Here is a 15,271-nt window from a genome sequence, read left to right on the forward strand (position 1 = left end):
GGTCAGGGCCGGGACCAGACCCCCGGCCGCACCCCGGCGGCGGTGACGAGCCCGTAGGCGGTGATGCCGAGGGCGACGGCCAGGAACTGACCGTCCAGCCCCATCCCCAGCACGTCGCCCAGCAGCCAGCCGCCGCCCACGGCCACCCCGATCCGCGAAAGCGCCGCCGCGAGCGGCCAGCGCATCCGCCCGGCCCCCTGGGAAGCGAAGTAGAGCGCCATGCCCAGCCCGAAGCCGCCGAAGGCGAGGCCGGTGTAGGACAGGGCGCGGGCCGCCATCTCCACCACCGCCGGGTCGTCCGTGAAGAAGCCGGCGAAGGCGCGGGGCGCGGCGGCCACCAGCAGGCCGATGAGGCCGGTGAGGACCAGCGCCATCCCCCCGCCCGTCCAGGCGAGGCGGCGCGCCCCCGGCCAGTCCCCGGCCCCGACCGCCCGGCCCACCAGCGCCGTGAGCGCCGACCCCACGCCAAAGGCGATGGGGATCATCAGGAACTCCAGCCGCGCGGAGATGCCGTAGGCCGCCACCGCCACTGGGCCGTGGGAGGCCAGCCGGGCGGTGACGAGGATGGTGGTGAGATTCGCCACCCCCGCCAGCACCGAGGCCAGCAGCCCCACGGAGAGGATGCGCCAGAACATCGCGCCGGAGGGCCGCACCCGCAGCACTGGCCGGAACCCGGCGCCGCCGCGCAGCACCACCCAGCCCATGGCGAGGGTGGAGCCGGTGAAGGCGATCGCCAGCCCCAGGCCGATCCCCGGCAGGCCCATCCCCACCGGCTCCGCGAGGAGCCAGGCGAGCGGCGGGTAGGCGGCCCAGGTGATCACCAGCACCCGCGCGGCCAGGGCGTGGCGCCCGCCGCCGCGCAGGACGGAGGCGAGGGTATTGGCGAGCCAGACCGGCACGGCGCCGAGGCCGAAGAGCAGGACGGCGTAGGGCGCCGCCGCCTCCGTCGCCGCCGCCCCGCCGATCGCGCCGAGCACGGGGCGCGGGAAGCCCGCCAGCAGCACGGCAAAGCCGGCCCCGGCCAGCACGGCGATGAGGACGGCGTGGAGCACGAGGGCCGAGGCCTCCTCCCGCCGCCCGGCGCCGAGGGCGCGGGCGATGGCGGAGGAGACGCCGCCCCCCATCGCGCCGGAGGACATCATCTGCATCAGCAGCGAGAAGGGCAGCACCACGGACCAGCCGGCCAGCGCCTCCGTCCCCTGGCGCGCCGCCAGCCAGGTCTCCGCGATCTGGGCCGCGGCCTGGAGCACGGCGCTGAGCGCGGTGGGCGCGGCCAGCGCCAGGATCTGCCGGGCGGCCGAGGGGCGGACCGGCGCCGCGAGGATCGTGTCAGCCATGGGCGGTCCCCGGGAAGCGGCGGCGCATCGCCTCGCTCGCGGCCGGGCCGGGGACGAGGCGGATTCCCTCCGGCGTCAGCGGCCGCCCGGCGGAGTCGAGTGGCGGCGGGCAGACGACCTCCTCCCCCGTCCCGGCGTCGAGCAGGCACATGGCCTGGCCCTCCGGCCCGGCCATCCAGCGGTCGCTCCAGCCCTTCAGGGCGAGGAAGACGGGGAAGAACGCCCCTCCCTTCTCCGTCAGGCGGTAGGCGTGGCGGGCGCCTTCGGGCACGCGCTCCAGCAGATCATGCTCCACCAGCTTGGCCAGACGCGCGCTGAGGATGTTCGTGGCGATCCCGAGATGGCGGGCGAAGTCGTCGAAGCGGGTGGTGCCGTAGAAGGCCTCCCGCATCACCAGGATGGACCAGCGCTCACCCAGCACCTCCATGGCGCGGGCGACGGGACAGCGTATTCGCGCGAAGTCGGTTCGTGGCATGGAGGCATCCGCTCACCTTGCAATATGCAAGCCGATTCGGTTGCAACATGCAAGCTGAACCCGGTGGGCAGCCCGTCCGGAGACGGGCCGCCCAAGGGGCGCCGTGGCAGCGCCCCGCCGGGGATTATCCTCCGGGGATCAGTAGAGCCGGATGGCCTCCACGTTGTCGAAGCGCAGGGTCTCGCCGCCGATGGAAAGCTGGCCGCTGAAGGTGGCGGGCTGGCCGGCGGCGTTGGTGAAGCTGACCGAGTTGTCGCTGCCCACATGCATCTGCAGGCCACCGTCATAGACCTGCAGCCCGCTGCGGAGCCCGTCCATGCTGACGTCGAAGAGAGCCACGGTATCCCGCCCCTGGCCGCCCTCAAAGTAGTCGTTGCCGCTGCCCGGCCGCCAAGCATAGAGGTCGTCCCCGGCACCGCCGGAGGCGGAGTCCGCAACGCCGTCGGCGACGGAACTGCCCATCAGCGTGTCGTTGCCGTCACCGCCATCAATCCAGTCGGCGCCGGCGCCGCCGTTGATGTTGTCGTGGCCCGTGCCGCCGACCAGCGCGTCCCGGCCGTCGCCGCCGACGAGCACGTCGTTCCCGGCACCGCCCTCCACGTAGTCGTCCCCGGCGTCGGCGGTGACGTAGTCGTGGCCGTCGCCGGCGAGCACGGCATCGTTGCCCGCGCCCGCGTAGACGATATCGTCCCCGGCACCGGCCTGGACGTAGTCATTGCCGCCACCGACCATGATGCTGTCGGCGGCAGCGGTGCCCTGGGTATTATCCGCGCCCTCGGTGCCGCGGATGTAGGCGCCGCCGACCACCTGGTCGAGCGCCTTGGGGTCGATGGGGGTCCTGGTCGGCTCGCTCATGGTGATCCTCCTGATCGTTCCGCGATTGGCAGGATCACCATGCCGGGCGCTGGGCGATCAGGGAACGCCTGACCTCTCTATTCCCGCGATCGGTCCCATCGATTGGGACAAAAAGGCCGGAAAGGCGCGATTTCAGCCCCGCCCGATCGCCCGCCGGACGCGCATGCCCCAGCCCGCCACCCGCTCGTTCAGGGAGGTTTCCAGCGACTCGATCCGGGAGACCGCCCCCGGCCAGCGCCCGGCCACCCAGGCCCAGCGATTGGCGGCCCAGATGTACTGGTCCCGCAGCACGAAGATGCCGAGGGCGAGGAAGAGGAACCCCTGCAGGAAGGGCAGGACGAGGCCCAGCACGCCGAGGACGATAAAGAACAGGCCCAGCGCCTTGCGGCCGGGCCTGGGCTTCAGCGTGATAAAGGTGGAGGTTCTGTCATCCATCCACCGCCAGATGGCCCGCGCGCCCAGCCTATCAAGTTGGGGCTGATCAAGTCGGGATCACACCGGGGCGCGCGGCTCCCATCAGATGTGCAGGGCGCGGCCGTCCACGGCCAGGGCGGCTTCCTTCACCGCCTCGCTCAGCGTCGGGTGGGCGTGGCAGATGCGGGCCACGTCCTCGGCGCTAGCGCCGAACTCCACCGCCGTCACCATCTCCGCGATCAGGGAGCCGGCGTCGGGACCCAGGATGTGGGCACCGAGCACGCGGTCCGTCGCCTTGTCGGCCAGGATCTTGGCGAAGCCGTCCGTGTCGCCCATGGCGCGGGCGCGGCCATTGGCGGTGAAGGGGAACTTGCCGACCTTGTAGGCGGTGCCGGCGGCCTTCAGCTCCTCCTCCGTGGCGCCCACGGAGGCGACCTCCGGCCAGGTGTAGACGACGCCGGGGATGGCCGCGTAGTTCACGTGGCCGTGCTGGCCAGCCAGGATCTCGGCGATCGCCACGCCCTCGTCCTCGGCCTTGTGGGCCAGCATCGGGCCGGCGATCACGTCGCCGATCGCGTAGATGCCGGGAACGTTGGTGGCGAAGTGGTGGTCGGTCTTCACCCGGCCGCGCTCGTCCAGCGCCACGCCGGCCGCATCGAGGCCCAGGCCCTCCACGTAGGGGCGGCGGCCGATGGCCACGAGCACCACGTCGGCCTCAAGGCTCTGGGCATCGCCGCCCTTGGCGGGCTCCACGGTCAGGGTGATGCCCTTCTCGCTCTTGGTCGCGCCCGTCACCTTATGCCCGAGCTGGAACTTGAAGCCCTGCTTCGTCAGCACGCGCTCAAACTGCTTGGCGACCTCGTTGTCCATGCCCGGCAGGATGCGGTCCAGGAACTCGATCACCGTCACCTCGGCGCCCAGGCGGCGCCACACGCTGCCGAGCTCCAGCCCGATCACGCCGGCGCCGATCACCACCAGGTGCTTCGGCACTGCCGGCAGTTCCAGCGCGCCGGTGGAGGTGACGACCTGCTTCTCGTCCACCTCGACGCCGCGGAGCGGCACGCTCTCGCTGCCCGTGGCGATGACGATGTTCTTCGTCTCGTAGGTCGTGCCGGCCACCTCGACCTTCCCGGCCGAGACAATCTTCCCCGCGCCCTTCAGCCAAGTGACCTTGTTCTTGCGGAAGAGGAACTCGACGCCCTTCACATTGGCCGAGACCACCTCGCCCTTGCGCGCCTGCATCCGGGCGAGGTCGAGCTTGATGCCCTCCACCGTGATGCCGTGGTCGGCGAACTTGTGGGCGATCTCGTCGAAGTTCTCGGAGGACTGGAGCAGCGCCTTGGAGGGGATGCAGCCGATGTTCAGGCAGGTGCCGCCGAGGGTCTCCCGCTTCTCCACGCAGGCCACCTTCAGGCCCAGCTGCGCGGCGCGGATGGCGCAGACATAGCCGCCGGGGCCGGCGCCGATCACGATAAGGTCGAAGGAGTCGGCCATGTCCTGGAGGTCCCGCAATGATCTTCGCGTGGCAGGTAGCAGGCCCCGTGCCGGTCTTGAAGGGTGCAGGGGCGGCCAATTCGCCGCCGCAGGGTTGCCGGGGCCGCATCGCCGCGCCTAGCCGAGGGCGCGAGGCCCCTGCCCGGCGCTCCGCCAGGCGTCCCAGTTCGGCCCCCAGTCCGGCGGCAGCCAGAGCGGCACGCCGGCCGCGACGCTCGCGGCCAGGGCGACCCAGCTCAGGGCGGAGAGCACCATGCCGAGGAGCCCGACCAGACGGAGCGCCCGGCGCGGACCCGAGCGGCGCCGGATCGCGTCCGCCAGCAGGTGGCCGCCATCCAGCGGGAAGGCCGGGAGGAGGTTCACGGCGCCGAGGAGGATGTTGCCCCAGCCCAGCCAGAGCAGGGCACGCCGCGCCAACCCCGTCGGCGCCGGCGGGGGCGTCAGGTACGGGCCGGGATCGGGCGCCGGCGCCGCCGCCCCGAGCGCCGCGGCGGCGAGCAGAAGTGCCAGGCCCAGGGCGAGGTTCACCAGCGGCCCGGCCCAGGTGATGGCGGGCGGCGGGTGGATCGTGGTGCCCTCCAGCACCGCCGCGCCGCCCTCCGTGCTCAACCGGATTTGCTGGACCGGGTAGCCCATCCGCTGGGCCGTGATCGCATGGCCCAGTTCATGCGCCAGCACCGATAGGATGAGCCCGGGCACCACGATCGCCGCCACCCAGGGACTGTTGCCGCGCAGCCCCCACCAGAGCGGGAAGGTCGCCACCAGCGGGACGAGCAGCACCCCGGGATCGGCGCGCAGGGGCGGCAGCCCGGGGATGCGGAGCGTGACGGTGCCCGGCCCGGTCATCCCGGCGGGTACCGTTCGAAGGTTGGCAACTCGTCCAGCCGCGCCATCCAGGAGAGCCGCTCGGCCACCTGGATCTGGACACCGGGCGGCAGGGCCTCGGGGTCGTCCAGCGTGCCGCTCTGGATATCGATCATCCCCGGCAGCATCGCCTCGTTCACGTAGAAGAGGCTCGTGCCGCAATGGCCGCAGAACTGGCGTCGGCCGTGCTCGGAGGAGGCGTAGACCACCGGCTCGCCCGTCACCTTCAGGGCCTCGGCCGGCAGCATGGCCCAGCCCACCATCGGGGCGCCGGCGTGGCGGCGGCAGTCGCCGCAATGGCAGAGGGCGTGGTGCAGCACCTCGCCCGTCACCTCGTAGCGGATCGCCCCACAGTGGCAGCCGCCCTTCATCATCCCCCCTCCCCTCTCGGACAGCGCCGACCCTAGCACAGGCCGGAAACAGAGACGGGCCGGAAGGGTCTCCCCCTCCGGCCCGCCATGTTCCGACCCGTGGAAGGGATCAGAGGCCGAGCAGCAGGCGCCGCGCGTCCTCCACGCTCTCCTTCACGCGCACCAGGAAGGACACCGCCTCCTTCCCGTCCACGATCCGGTGGTCGTAGCTCAGCGCGATGTACATCATCGGGCGGATCTCGATCTTGCCGCCCACCACCATCGCCCGCTCCTTGATCGCGTGCATCCCGAGGATGCCGGACTGGGGTGGGTTCAGGATCGGGGTGGACATCAGGCTGCCGTAGATGCCGCCATTGGTGATGGTGAAGCTGCCGCCCGCCATCTCCTCAAGCTTCAGCTGGCCGGCGCGGACGCGCTTGCCGAAATCGCCGATCGTCTTCTCGACATCCGCGAAGGACATGTCCTGCACGTTGCGCAGCACGGGAACGACGAGGCCGGACGGGCCGCCCACCGCGATGCCCATGTTCACGAACTGCTTGTAGACGATCTCGTCCCCGGAGATCTCGGCGTTGACGGCCGGGAACTCCTGCAGGGCGGCGACGCAGGCCTTCACGAAGAAGGACATAAAGCCGAGCTTCACGCCGTGCTTCTTCTCGAAGGCGTCCTTGTACTCGGCGCGGAGCGCCATCGCGTTGCTCATGTCCACCTCGTTGAAGGTGGTGAGCATGGCGGCGGTGTTCTGCGCCTCCTTCAGGCGGCGCGCGATGGTCAGGCGCAGGCGGGTCATCTTCACCCGCTCCTCGCCGGCCTCGGCGGCGCGCGGGGCGGCCTTGGCGGCGGGGGCAGCGCTCGGTGCGGCGGGACGGGCTAGGAAGTCCAGCACGTCGCCCTTGGCGATGCGCCCGTCCTTGGCGGAGCCGGCACCGATCTGGTCGGCGGAGACGCCCTTCTCCGCCATCATCTTGGCGGCGGCGGGCAGCGGGGCATGGGCGGAGGTGGCGGTCGTCGGCTCCGCGCCGCCGGGGCGGGAGACGGGGCCGGTGACCGGCTTCGGCTCCTCGACCTTCGGGCCGCTCGCCGGGGCAGCGGCGGGGGTGGCAGCGGCAGCGGGGGCCGCGGGCTTGGCGGCGGGAGCACCGGCGCCGGCGCCGAGCGTGCCGAGCAGGCCGCCGACCTCGACCTCGGCGCCCTCATCGGCGGAGATGCTCTCGACGGTGCCGGCGGAGGGGGCGTTGACCTCCACCGTCACCTTGTCCGTCTCCAGCTCGACCAGCGGCTCGTCGGCGGCGACCGATTCGCCCACCTTCTTCAGCCAGCGGGCCACGGTGGCCGTGGTGACGCTCTCGCCCAGGGTGGGCACCAGGATCTCGGTCATCGTGTTTTCCTCAGCCCAGCCCGCTCAGCTCAACCCGAGCGCCTGGCGAACGAGCGCTTCCTGCTGCTGCGCGTGGACCTTGGCAAGCCCCGTCGCGGGGCTGGCCGCGGCCGGGCGGCCGACATAGACCGGCCGCGTGGCCTTTCCGCCCACCTGCTTCAGCACGCCCTCGATCCGCCGGTCGATGTACGTCCAGGCGCCCATGTTCTCCGGCTCCTCCTGGCACCACACGACCTCGGCGTTCTTGTAGGGCGCCAGGGCCTTGGGCAGGGAGATGCTGGGGAAGGGATAGAGCTGCTCCACCCGGATGATCGCCACGTCCTTCACGCCCTTGTCCCGGCGCTCCTGCAGCAGGTCGTAGTAGACCTTGCCGGTGCAGAGGACGACGCGCTTCACCCCCTCCGGCGCCTCGATCGTGTCGGTCTCGCCGATCACGGTCTGGAAGCGGCTGCCCGGGCCGAACTCGGCCAGCGGGGAGACGGCCAGCTTGTGCCGCAGCAGCGACTTCGGCGTCATCAGGATCAGCGGCTTGCGGTAGTTCGCCCGCATCTGCCGCCGTAGCGCGTGGTAGTAGTTGGCGGGGGTGGTGATGTTGCCCACCCGCATGTTCCGCTCCGCGCAGAGCTGGAGGTAGCGCTCCAGCCGGGCGGAGGAGTGCTCGGGACCCTGCCCCTCATAGCCGTGCGGCAGCAGCATCACGAGGCCGGACATGCGCAGCCACTTCGTCTCGGCGGAGGCGATGAACTGGTCGATGATGACCTGCGCGCCGTTCGCGAAGTCGCCGAACTGCCCCTCCCACAGAACCAGCGTGTTCGGGTCGGCCAGGGAGTAGCCGTAGTCGAAGCCCAGCACCCCGAACTCGGAGAGCAGGGAGTTGAAGGCCTCCAGCCGCTGCTGCCCCTCGCGGATGTTGTTCAGCGGCACGTACTCGGCCTGCGTCGCCTGATCGATGAGGTAGGCGTGGCGTTGGGAGAAGGTGCCGCGCTGCACGTCCTCGCCCGAGAGGCGGACGCGGTGGCCGTCCAGCAGCAGGGTGCCGAAGGCCAGCGCCTCGCCGGTCGCCCAGTCGATGCCCTCGCCCGTCTCGATGGCCTGCTTCTTGGCCTCCAGCTGGCGCAGGATCTTCGGGTTGGCCCCGAAGCCCTCCGGCACGCGGGAGAGGGCGGCGCCCACCTCGCGCAGCACGCCGGTCTCTACCGCCGTGTCGGTGTCCGTCTCCGGCTCGTCGTTGCCGGGGGCCTTCAGCCCGGTCCAGTGTCCCTCCAGCCAGTCCGCCTTGTTCGGCTTGAAGGTCTGGCTGGCCTGGAAGGCCTCGTCCATCTTCGCGAAGAAGGCGTCCTGGATGGCCTTGGCCTCGGCCTCGGGGATGGAGCCCTCCGCGGCCAGCTTCCCCGCGTACTTCGTGCGGGTGGTCGGCGTCTCCTTGATGCGGGCGTACATCAGGGGCTGGGTGAAAGCCGGCTCGTCGCTCTCGTTGTGGCCGTGGCGGCGGTAGCAGACGATGTCCAGCACCACGTCGGAGCAGAACTTCATCCGGAACTCGGTGACCAGGCGGGCGGCGAAGACCACCGCCTCCGGGTCGTCCCCGTTCACGTGCAGGATCGGCGCCTGCACGGACTTGGCGATGTCCGTGCAGTAAAGGCCGGAATAGGCGTGGGCCGGGGTGGTGGTGAAGCCGATCTGGTTGTTCGTCACCACGTGGATCGTGCCGCCGGTGCGGTAGCCGATGAGCTGGCTCATCGCCATCGTCTCGTAGACCACGCCCTGGCCGGCGAAGGCCGCGTCGCCGTGCAGCAGGATGCCCATCACGGAGGTACGGGCCTTGGTGTCGCCCGCCATGTCCTGGCGCGCGCGCACCTTGCCCGCGACCACCGGGTCCACCGCCTCCAGGTGGGAGGGGTTGGGCTGGAGGGAGAGGTGGACCTGCCGGCCCTCGATCTCGATGTCGGTGGAGGTGCCGAGGTGGTACTTCACGTCGCCCGAGCCCTGCACATCCTCCGCATGGCCCGCGCCCTTGAACTCGGCGAAGACCTGCGTGAACGGCTTCTTCACCACGTTCACCAGCGTGGAGAGGCGGCCGCGGTGGGCCATGCCGATGGCGATCTCGTTCACGCCCTGCTTCGCGCCGGCGGCGATCACCGCCTGCACGGCGGGGATGGTGCTCTCGCCGCCCTCGAGCCCGAAGCGCTTGGTGCCCACGAACTTCTTGGCGCAGTAGGCCTCGAAGCCTTCCGCGGCCGTCAGCTGCTCCAGGATGGTGCGCTTGTCCTCGGCCTTGAAGGCATTCTTCCAGGGCGCGCCCTCGATGCGCTGCTGGATGAAGGCCTTCTGCTCGGGGTCCTGGATGTGCATGAACTCGACGCCGATCGAGCCGCAGTAGCTGGCCTTCAGGATCGCGAGGACCTCGCGCAGCGTCGCCGTCTCGCGGCCCAGCACCTTGTCGATGAAGATCGGGCGGTCCAGGTCGGAATCCGAGAAGCCGTAGGTCTTCGGATCCAGCTCGGTGTGCGGCTTCTTCTTCTGCAGGCCCAGCGGATCGAGGTCCGCCTCCAGGTGGCCGCGCACGCGATAGGCGCGGATGAGCATCAGGGCGCGGAGGGAATCCACCACCTGCTGACGGCTGGCGGCCGGGTCGGCGGCGGGCGCCGCCGCGGCGGGGGCGGGCTTCTCGCCCTTGCCACCCTTGGCCGGGGGCGGTGCCTCCGGCTCCGGCGCGAAGCCGCCGCGCGGGCGCGGGGCCCAGGAGGCGCCGGTCGCGTCCTCCAGCACCGCGCGCGCGTCGTCGTTCAGCGCGGCAAAGAGCTCGGCGAAGGAGGGGTCCACGCTGTCGGGGGCCTGCACCCAGCGGGCGTAAAGGTCCGCGAGGAAGGTGGCGTTCGCCCCCGTCATCGCGCTGGCTAGGATATCCACTCCGGGCATGGTCTTCCGCTTCTCGGCTTCTCGGCTGGGGGACTTAGGCGGGGATCGGGGCAGGTCTGTGGCAGGGGGCCACGGCCGGGGCAATTCTCACCCCTTCCGGCCGGCAACGGCGCCACGCAATTTCCGGACCTGCTTCCGCTGTCATCTCGTTTCTCCCGGGGTCTCCACCCGGGCTCCCGCGCACCAATTGGGCTTCGGCGCGCCGCTTGTCACCCGTCTTACCGGCATGTCAGGGCGGCGCAAGGCGGGGAAGGCCAACAAAGCCGGGAGATGCGGCAAGGCCGCCCCCGGAAGGGAGCGGCCCCGTTGGAGCGGTTCTGTCGGAGCGGTTCTGTCGGCGGGCGGTTCAGGCGGGCGCCAGCGCCGCACTCGTCCGGACGAGGCGGGCATAGTCGGCCACCAGCACCTCCGTGATCCGGCCGGGGGTGAAGCGGTGATCCCCGATGCGCCGCACCGGCGTCACCTCGGCCGCGGTGCCGGTCAGGAAAACCTCCTCCGCCCGCCCGATCTCCTCCGGCAGGATGCGGCGCTCCACCACCTTCATCCCTCGGCCGCGCGCCAGATCCATCACCGCCCGCCGGGTGATGCCGTCCAGGAAGCCGACCGGGGCGGGGGTGTGGACCTCCCCGTTCATCACGAAGAAGGCGTTCGCCCCCGTCGCCTCGGCCACGTCGCCCCTCCAGTCCAGCATCAGCGCGTCGTCGAAGCCCTGCTCCTCCGCCGCGTGCTTGGAGAGGGTGCCGGTCATGTAGAGGCCGCTCGCCTTCGCCCCCGTCGGCGCCGTGTCCGGCGAGGGGCGGCGCCAGGGTGCCATCGCCAGCGAGATCCCCCGCATCCCGCGATCCCCGAAGAGGTTCGGCCAGGGCCATGCGGCGATGGCGAGGTGGATGCGGCTCTCCCGCGCCGCCACCGCCAGCCGCTCCGACCCGCGCCAGGCCACGGGGCGGATATAGGCGTCGGTCAGCCCGTTGCGGCGCAGGGCCTCCTCACAGGCCGCGTCGATCGCCTCGGCGCCGAAGGGGATGGAGAAGCCCATAATCCGCGCGCTGGCGAGAAGCCGCTCCGTGTGCTCCCGAAGGCGGAAGATGCGGCCGCCATAGGCCCGCTCGCCCTCGAACACGCTGCTGGCATAATGAAGGCCATGGGTGAGCACATGCAGCCTCGCTTCGCGCCAGGGAACGAAATGGCCGTCGAGCCAGATCCAGCCGTCGCGGTCGTCGAAGGGCGGGGTCATCGCGGGTACATCCTTTCCATAACGAGAACGAGGGCCTCTGGAGCAATTTTATTACTTCGGAGTGGAAAACGCTAAAATGGTCAGCATGTTTGAGTCAACAAAGCTGACCCAATCGGGGAGCAGGGCAGCCATGTCGGACGGGCCGGACACGCGCGGAGGCGCCGCCGGGCGGAACCTCCTCTTCTTGCGGGAGGAGGAGCTGCGCCTGGCGCAGGACCTTCTCTTCTTCGGCTACCGCGACTTCACCGCGGGGCCGGACGCCATCCTGGCGGAGATGGGCATGGGCCGGGCGCACCACCGGGTGCTGCACTTCCTGGGGCGGCGCCCCGGGCTGACGGTGGGGGAGCTGCTCTCCATCCTCGCCATCACCAAGCAGTCCCTCTCCCGCGTGCTGACGCCGCTGGTGGAGGGGGGCTACGTCGCCCAGGCGGCCGGCCGGGCGGACCGGCGGCAGCGCCACCTCTCCCTCACCCCCGCCGGGGAGGCGCTGGAGCGGCGCCTTTTTGAGCGGCAGCGGGAGACGGTGACGCGCGCCTACCGCGAGGCCGGGCCAATGGCGGTGGAAGGGTTCCGCCACGTCATGCGCGGGCTGATGGGGCCGGAGGCGCGGCGGGCGCTGGAGCGGCTGGGAGCGCCGGACCGCCCCTCCGTGCGCGCCGTGCCGCCGGGCAAGATGGATCTCGGGGGGAAGGCGCCGTGAGCGAGGCCGCGCACCTGCTGGTGGTGGACGACGATTCCCGCCTCCGCACCCTCCTCCAGCGCTTCCTGGCGGAGCAGGGCTTCCGCGTTTCCGTCGCCGCCGATTCCGCCGCCGCGCGGCAGGCCCTGGCGGGGATGGAGTACGACCTCGTGGTGCTGGACGTGATGATGCCCGGGGAGACGGGGCTGGAACTGACGGAGAGCCTGCGCCGGGAGGGCCAGGACGTGCCGATCCTGATGCTCACCGCCGCCGGCGCCCCGGACGACCGGATCGCCGGCTTCGAGCACGGGGCGGACGACTACCTCGCCAAGCCCTTCGACCCGCGGGAGCTGGCCCTGCGCATCCGCACCATCCTGAAGCGCGCCGCCCCGCCGACATCGGCCCCCCTGCCCCCCGTGCAGCTCGGCCTGCGCTGGTTCGACGCGGAGCGGGGCGAGCTGCGCGGGCCGGAGGGGGTGACGCGGCTGACGGGCGGCGAGGCATCCCTGCTGGTGGCCCTGGCCCGGCGCGGGGGCGAGGTGCTGTCGCGTGAGGAGATTGCCGCCGCCATGGGCAGCCCGGAAGCGGGGGAGCGCGCGGTGGACGTGACCGTGACCCGCCTGCGTCGGAAGATCGAGCCCGACCCGCGGGAGCCGCGATTCCTGCACACGGTCCGCCACAAGGGCTATGTGTTGCGCCCCGGCGCCTAGCGCGCCGCACCGCATCCCGGCGCCCTGGGCGCCGGGGAACCGCATCATCGCCGGGAGGGCCGCCATGGCACCGGATATCGGCACGCCGGAGATTGGACGGGCCGGGGCACCGCTCCCTGAAGGCCCCGCCGCGGCGCCCCGCGCGCACCCGCCGAGCTGGATGCGCCGCCGCCGCCTGCGCGGCCTGGTGCACGGGCTGCTGCGCCCCCTGGTGCCGCGCGGCCTGCTCGCCCGCGCGCTGCTGATCGTGCTGATCCCCCTGGTGGTCACCCAGGGCATCGCGCTGCAGATCTTCTACGGCACCCACCTCGACGTTATCTCCCGCCGCCTCGCCTCCGGGGTGGCGGGGGACGTGGGCATGGTGGTGGAACTCCTCACCCGCTACCCGCGCGGCGCGGACGGGGAGGATGAGCGCGGCTGGATCTTCCGCGAGGCGGCGTGGCGCATGGACCTGTCGCTGGCCTTCGAGCCGGCGGCAGAGCTGGGCCCGCCCGCCCAGCGCCCGGCCAGCCTGCCCCTGCTGCCGCTGGAGGAGGACCTGGACCGCGCCTTGAAGGAGCGCGTGCGCCTGCCCTTCGACACGGACTGGCAGACGGATCCGCGCAGCGTGATCATCCGCGTGGGCCTGCCCGACGGCGTGCTGCACGTGGAGGCGTCCCGCAAGCGCCTGTTCTGGGGCACGATCTACCTGTTCTTCATCTGGCTCGTTGGCGCTTCCCTCCTCCTCTTCGCGGCGGCGGCGCTGTTCATGAAGAACCAGGTGCGGGCCATCCGCCGCCTGGCGGGCGCGTCGGAGGCCTTCGGCAAGGGGCGGGACACCGGCCCGATCAAGCCGGAGGGCGCGAGCGAGGTGCGGCAGGCCGCCGCCGCCTTCAACGGCATGCGCGCCAATATCCGCCGCTTCGTCGCCCAGCGCACGGAGATGCTGGCGGGGATCAGCCACGACCTCCGCACCCCTCTCACCCGCCTCCGCTTGGGGCTGGCCATGCTGCCCGCGGACGCGCAGGCGGACGGGGTGGAGATGACCCAGGACGTGGAGGAGATGGAGCGCATGATCGCCTCCTACCTCGCCTTCGCGCGGGGGGAGGTGCTGGAGGCGCCGGAGCCCACCGACCTCGTCGCCCTGGTGCGGGAGGTGGCGGAGCGCGCCCCGGCCGAGGGCGGGGAGGTGGCGGTGGAGGCCCCCCCTTCCCTCACCCTGCCGCTGCGGGCCGATGCGCTGCGGCGCTGCCTCGGCAACCTGCTGGACAATGCCCGCCGCCACGCCGCCCATGTGGCGATTGCCGTGCGCCCCACCCCCGGCTGGGCCGAGGTGCACGTGGACGATGACGGCCCAGGCATCCCCGCCGACACGCGGGAGGGTGCCTTCAAGCCCTTCGCCAGCTTCTCCACCGGCGGCACGGGGCTGGGGCTGGCCATCGCCCGCGACATCGCCCGCGCCCATGGCGGGGAGATCGCGCTGGAGGAGAGCCCGATGGGCGGCTTGCGCGCCACGATTCGGCTCCCGATGTAGCGGGCAGCCCGCGGCGGGGCCGCCGGGCGCGCACCGGGCTGCCCCAACTGGGCGGCCCTATCTGGGCGGCCCCATCTGGGCGGCCCCATCTGGGCGACTCCGTCTGGGCTGCCCCGCGAAACCGTGCGGGGACAGGCGCGGCGGGACCCCCTATGCAGACCTCGTCACCGGAGGGCGGCAGGATGGACCGGTTCGAGATCGACGCGGGGGCCGAATCCGGCCTCGATCTGTCGTCGGGACCGGAAGCGCTCTGGGCCGCCTTGCGGGCCGAGGCCGCCCGCGCCGCTGAGGCGGAGCCGGTGCTGCGCGGCCTGCTGGAACTCGCGGTGCTGCGCCACGACACGCTGCGCTCGGCGCTCGCCGCCCTGCTGGCCCGCAAGCTGGCCGAGCCGCTGATGCCCGCTGAGCGGCTGGAGGATCTGGTGCGGGAGGCCGGGCCCGCCCTGGCCGAGCTCGCCGCCGCCGACCTCTCCGCCAACCGCCGGCGCGACCCGGCCGCGCGGGGCTGGCTGGCCCCCTTCCTCTACTACAAGGGCTTCCACGCCCTGACCTGGCACCGCGTGGCGCACGGGCTGTGGCGGGATGGCCGCCAGGACCTGGCCTTCTACCTGCAGAGCCGCTGCGCCCTGGTGTTCGGCGTGGACATCCACCCCGCCGTGCCCGTCGGCCGCGGCGTGTTCATCGACCACGCGACGGGCGTGGTGGTGGGGGAGACGGCCTCGATCGGCAACGACGTCTCCATCCTCCAGGGCGTCACCCTCGGCGGCACGGGGAAGGAGCGGGGCGACCGGCACCCGAAGGTGCGGGACGGCGTGCTGCTCTCGGCCGGCGCCACGGTGCTGGGGAACATCGAGGTGGGGCGCGGCGCCAAGGTGGGCGCGGGCAGCGTGGTGCTGGCGAGCGTGCCGCCCTGCGCCACCGTGGCGGGCGTGCCCGCGCGCGTGGTGGGCTGGTGCCGGGACGCGGTGCCGGCGCTGGCGATGGATCAGAGCCTGCCCGGGACTGCGGCGGGCTGAGGGATCCCGTCGCAA

At 72.1% G+C, this 15,271-nt stretch carries 14 protein-coding genes; 4 read left to right on the forward strand and 10 right to left on the reverse strand.

All coding sequences use genetic code 11. The annotated features are described in order from the left end of the window. Positions 1-2 precede the first annotated feature (2 nt). The 10 genes from VQH23_RS00765 to VQH23_RS00810 all read right to left on the reverse strand — a co-directional run bounded on the left by VQH23_RS00765 (position 3) and on the right by VQH23_RS00810 (position 11,338). The gene (locus VQH23_RS00765) at positions 3-1,337 is read right to left on the reverse strand and encodes an MATE family efflux transporter (RefSeq protein ID WP_338663703.1); all 1,335 of its coding nucleotides are present in this window, start codon (positions 1,335-1,337) and stop codon (positions 3-5) included. Next, positions 1,330-1,812 carry a helix-turn-helix domain-containing protein gene (locus VQH23_RS00770; protein WP_338663704.1) on the reverse strand — a complete coding sequence of 161 codons (483 nt, stop codon included), beginning with the start codon at positions 1,810-1,812 and terminating at the stop codon, positions 1,330-1,332. Before VQH23_RS00770 ends, VQH23_RS00765 begins: the two co-directional genes overlap by 8 nt. A gap of 138 nt (positions 1,813-1,950) precedes the next feature. After that, complete coding sequence (locus VQH23_RS00775; protein WP_338663705.1) at positions 1,951-2,667, reverse strand: calcium-binding protein; 717 nt, start codon at positions 2,665-2,667, stop codon at positions 1,951-1,953. A gap of 132 nt (positions 2,668-2,799) precedes the next feature. Beyond that, positions 2,800-3,102 carry a PGPGW domain-containing protein gene (locus VQH23_RS00780; RefSeq protein ID WP_338663706.1) on the reverse strand — a complete coding sequence of 101 codons (303 nt, stop codon included), beginning with the start codon at positions 3,100-3,102 and terminating at the stop codon, positions 2,800-2,802. A gap of 81 nt (positions 3,103-3,183) precedes the next feature. Next, entirely contained in the window at positions 3,184-4,575 is a 1,392-nt protein-coding gene (gene lpdA, locus VQH23_RS00785) for a dihydrolipoyl dehydrogenase (protein ID WP_338663707.1), read from the reverse strand. 117 nt (positions 4,576-4,692) lie between these two features. Further along, the gene (locus tag VQH23_RS00790) at positions 4,693-5,421 is read right to left on the reverse strand and encodes a M50 family metallopeptidase (RefSeq protein WP_338663708.1); all 729 of its coding nucleotides are present in this window, start codon (positions 5,419-5,421) and stop codon (positions 4,693-4,695) included. Beyond that, positions 5,418-5,813, reverse strand: coding sequence for a GFA family protein (locus tag VQH23_RS00795; RefSeq protein WP_338663709.1), 396 nt, complete (start codon positions 5,811-5,813; stop codon positions 5,418-5,420). Before VQH23_RS00795 ends, VQH23_RS00790 begins: the two co-directional genes overlap by 4 nt. Positions 5,814-5,919: 106 nt before the next feature. Beyond that, positions 5,920-7,185 (reverse strand): 2-oxoglutarate dehydrogenase complex dihydrolipoyllysine-residue succinyltransferase, encoded by a 1,266-nt coding sequence (gene odhB / locus VQH23_RS00800; protein ID WP_338663710.1) that lies wholly within the window; start codon positions 7,183-7,185, stop codon positions 5,920-5,922. Between the two features lie 24 nt (positions 7,186-7,209). Next, positions 7,210-10,104: a 2-oxoglutarate dehydrogenase E1 component gene (locus VQH23_RS00805; RefSeq protein WP_338663711.1), complete on the reverse strand. Its 2,895-nt coding sequence runs from the start codon at positions 10,102-10,104 to the stop codon at positions 7,210-7,212. 346 nt (positions 10,105-10,450) lie between these two features. Then, positions 10,451-11,338 carry a branched-chain amino acid aminotransferase gene (locus VQH23_RS00810; RefSeq protein ID WP_338663712.1) on the reverse strand — a complete coding sequence of 296 codons (888 nt, stop codon included), beginning with the start codon at positions 11,336-11,338 and terminating at the stop codon, positions 10,451-10,453. A 130-nt stretch (positions 11,339-11,468) separates the two neighbouring features. On the opposite strand from VQH23_RS00810, the gene VQH23_RS00815 reads away from it, so the two are divergent. The 4 genes from VQH23_RS00815 to cysE all read left to right on the forward strand — a co-directional run bounded on the left by VQH23_RS00815 (position 11,469) and on the right by cysE (position 15,256). Beyond that, the gene (locus VQH23_RS00815; RefSeq protein ID WP_338663713.1) at positions 11,469-12,038 is read left to right on the forward strand and encodes a MarR family transcriptional regulator; all 570 of its coding nucleotides are present in this window, start codon (positions 11,469-11,471) and stop codon (positions 12,036-12,038) included. Beyond that, a complete protein-coding gene (locus VQH23_RS00820) occupies positions 12,035-12,727 on the forward strand; it encodes a response regulator (protein ID WP_338663714.1) in 693 nt (230 codons plus the stop codon). Before VQH23_RS00815 ends, VQH23_RS00820 begins: the two co-directional genes overlap by 4 nt. A gap of 160 nt (positions 12,728-12,887) precedes the next feature. Beyond that, positions 12,888-14,240 (forward strand): ATP-binding protein, encoded by a 1,353-nt coding sequence (locus VQH23_RS00825; RefSeq protein ID WP_338666167.1) that lies wholly within the window; start codon positions 12,888-12,890, stop codon positions 14,238-14,240. A 182-nt stretch (positions 14,241-14,422) separates the two neighbouring features. Then, the gene (cysE, locus tag VQH23_RS00830; RefSeq protein WP_338663715.1) at positions 14,423-15,256 is read left to right on the forward strand and encodes a serine O-acetyltransferase; all 834 of its coding nucleotides are present in this window, start codon (positions 14,423-14,425) and stop codon (positions 15,254-15,256) included. Positions 15,257-15,271 lie beyond the last annotated feature (15 nt).

Source organism: Pararoseomonas sp. SCSIO 73927, assembly GCF_037040815.1.
Lineage (GTDB): Bacteria > Pseudomonadota > Alphaproteobacteria > Acetobacterales > Acetobacteraceae > Roseomonas.

Excerpts from the sequence above, each read along its gene's own strand:
- VQH23_RS00765 (WP_338663703.1), bottom strand. The coding sequence starts at position 1,337 with ATGGCTGACACGATCCTCGCGGCGCCGGTCCGCCCCTCGGCCGCCCGG.
- VQH23_RS00770 (WP_338663704.1), bottom strand. The coding sequence starts at position 1,812 with ATGCCACGAACCGACTTCGCGCGAATACGCTGTCCCGTCGCCCGCGCC.
- VQH23_RS00775 (WP_338663705.1), bottom strand. The coding sequence starts at position 2,667 with ATGAGCGAGCCGACCAGGACCCCCATCGACCCCAAGGCGCTCGACCAG.
- VQH23_RS00780 (WP_338663706.1), bottom strand. The coding sequence starts at position 3,102 with ATGGATGACAGAACCTCCACCTTTATCACGCTGAAGCCCAGGCCCGGC.
- lpdA (WP_338663707.1), bottom strand. The coding sequence starts at position 4,575 with ATGGCCGACTCCTTCGACCTTATCGTGATCGGCGCCGGCCCCGGCGGC.
- VQH23_RS00790 (WP_338663708.1), bottom strand. The coding sequence starts at position 5,421 with ATGACCGGGCCGGGCACCGTCACGCTCCGCATCCCCGGGCTGCCGCCC.
- VQH23_RS00795 (WP_338663709.1), bottom strand. The coding sequence starts at position 5,813 with ATGATGAAGGGCGGCTGCCACTGTGGGGCGATCCGCTACGAGGTGACG.
- odhB (WP_338663710.1), bottom strand. The coding sequence starts at position 7,185 with ATGACCGAGATCCTGGTGCCCACCCTGGGCGAGAGCGTCACCACGGCC.
- VQH23_RS00805 (WP_338663711.1), bottom strand. The coding sequence starts at position 10,104 with ATGCCCGGAGTGGATATCCTAGCCAGCGCGATGACGGGGGCGAACGCC.
- VQH23_RS00810 (WP_338663712.1), bottom strand. The coding sequence starts at position 11,338 with ATGACCCCGCCCTTCGACGACCGCGACGGCTGGATCTGGCTCGACGGC.
- VQH23_RS00815 (WP_338663713.1), top strand. The coding sequence starts at position 11,469 with ATGTCGGACGGGCCGGACACGCGCGGAGGCGCCGCCGGGCGGAACCTC.
- VQH23_RS00825 (WP_338666167.1), top strand. The coding sequence starts at position 12,888 with ATGCGCCGCCGCCGCCTGCGCGGCCTGGTGCACGGGCTGCTGCGCCCC.
- cysE (WP_338663715.1), top strand. The coding sequence starts at position 14,423 with ATGGACCGGTTCGAGATCGACGCGGGGGCCGAATCCGGCCTCGATCTG.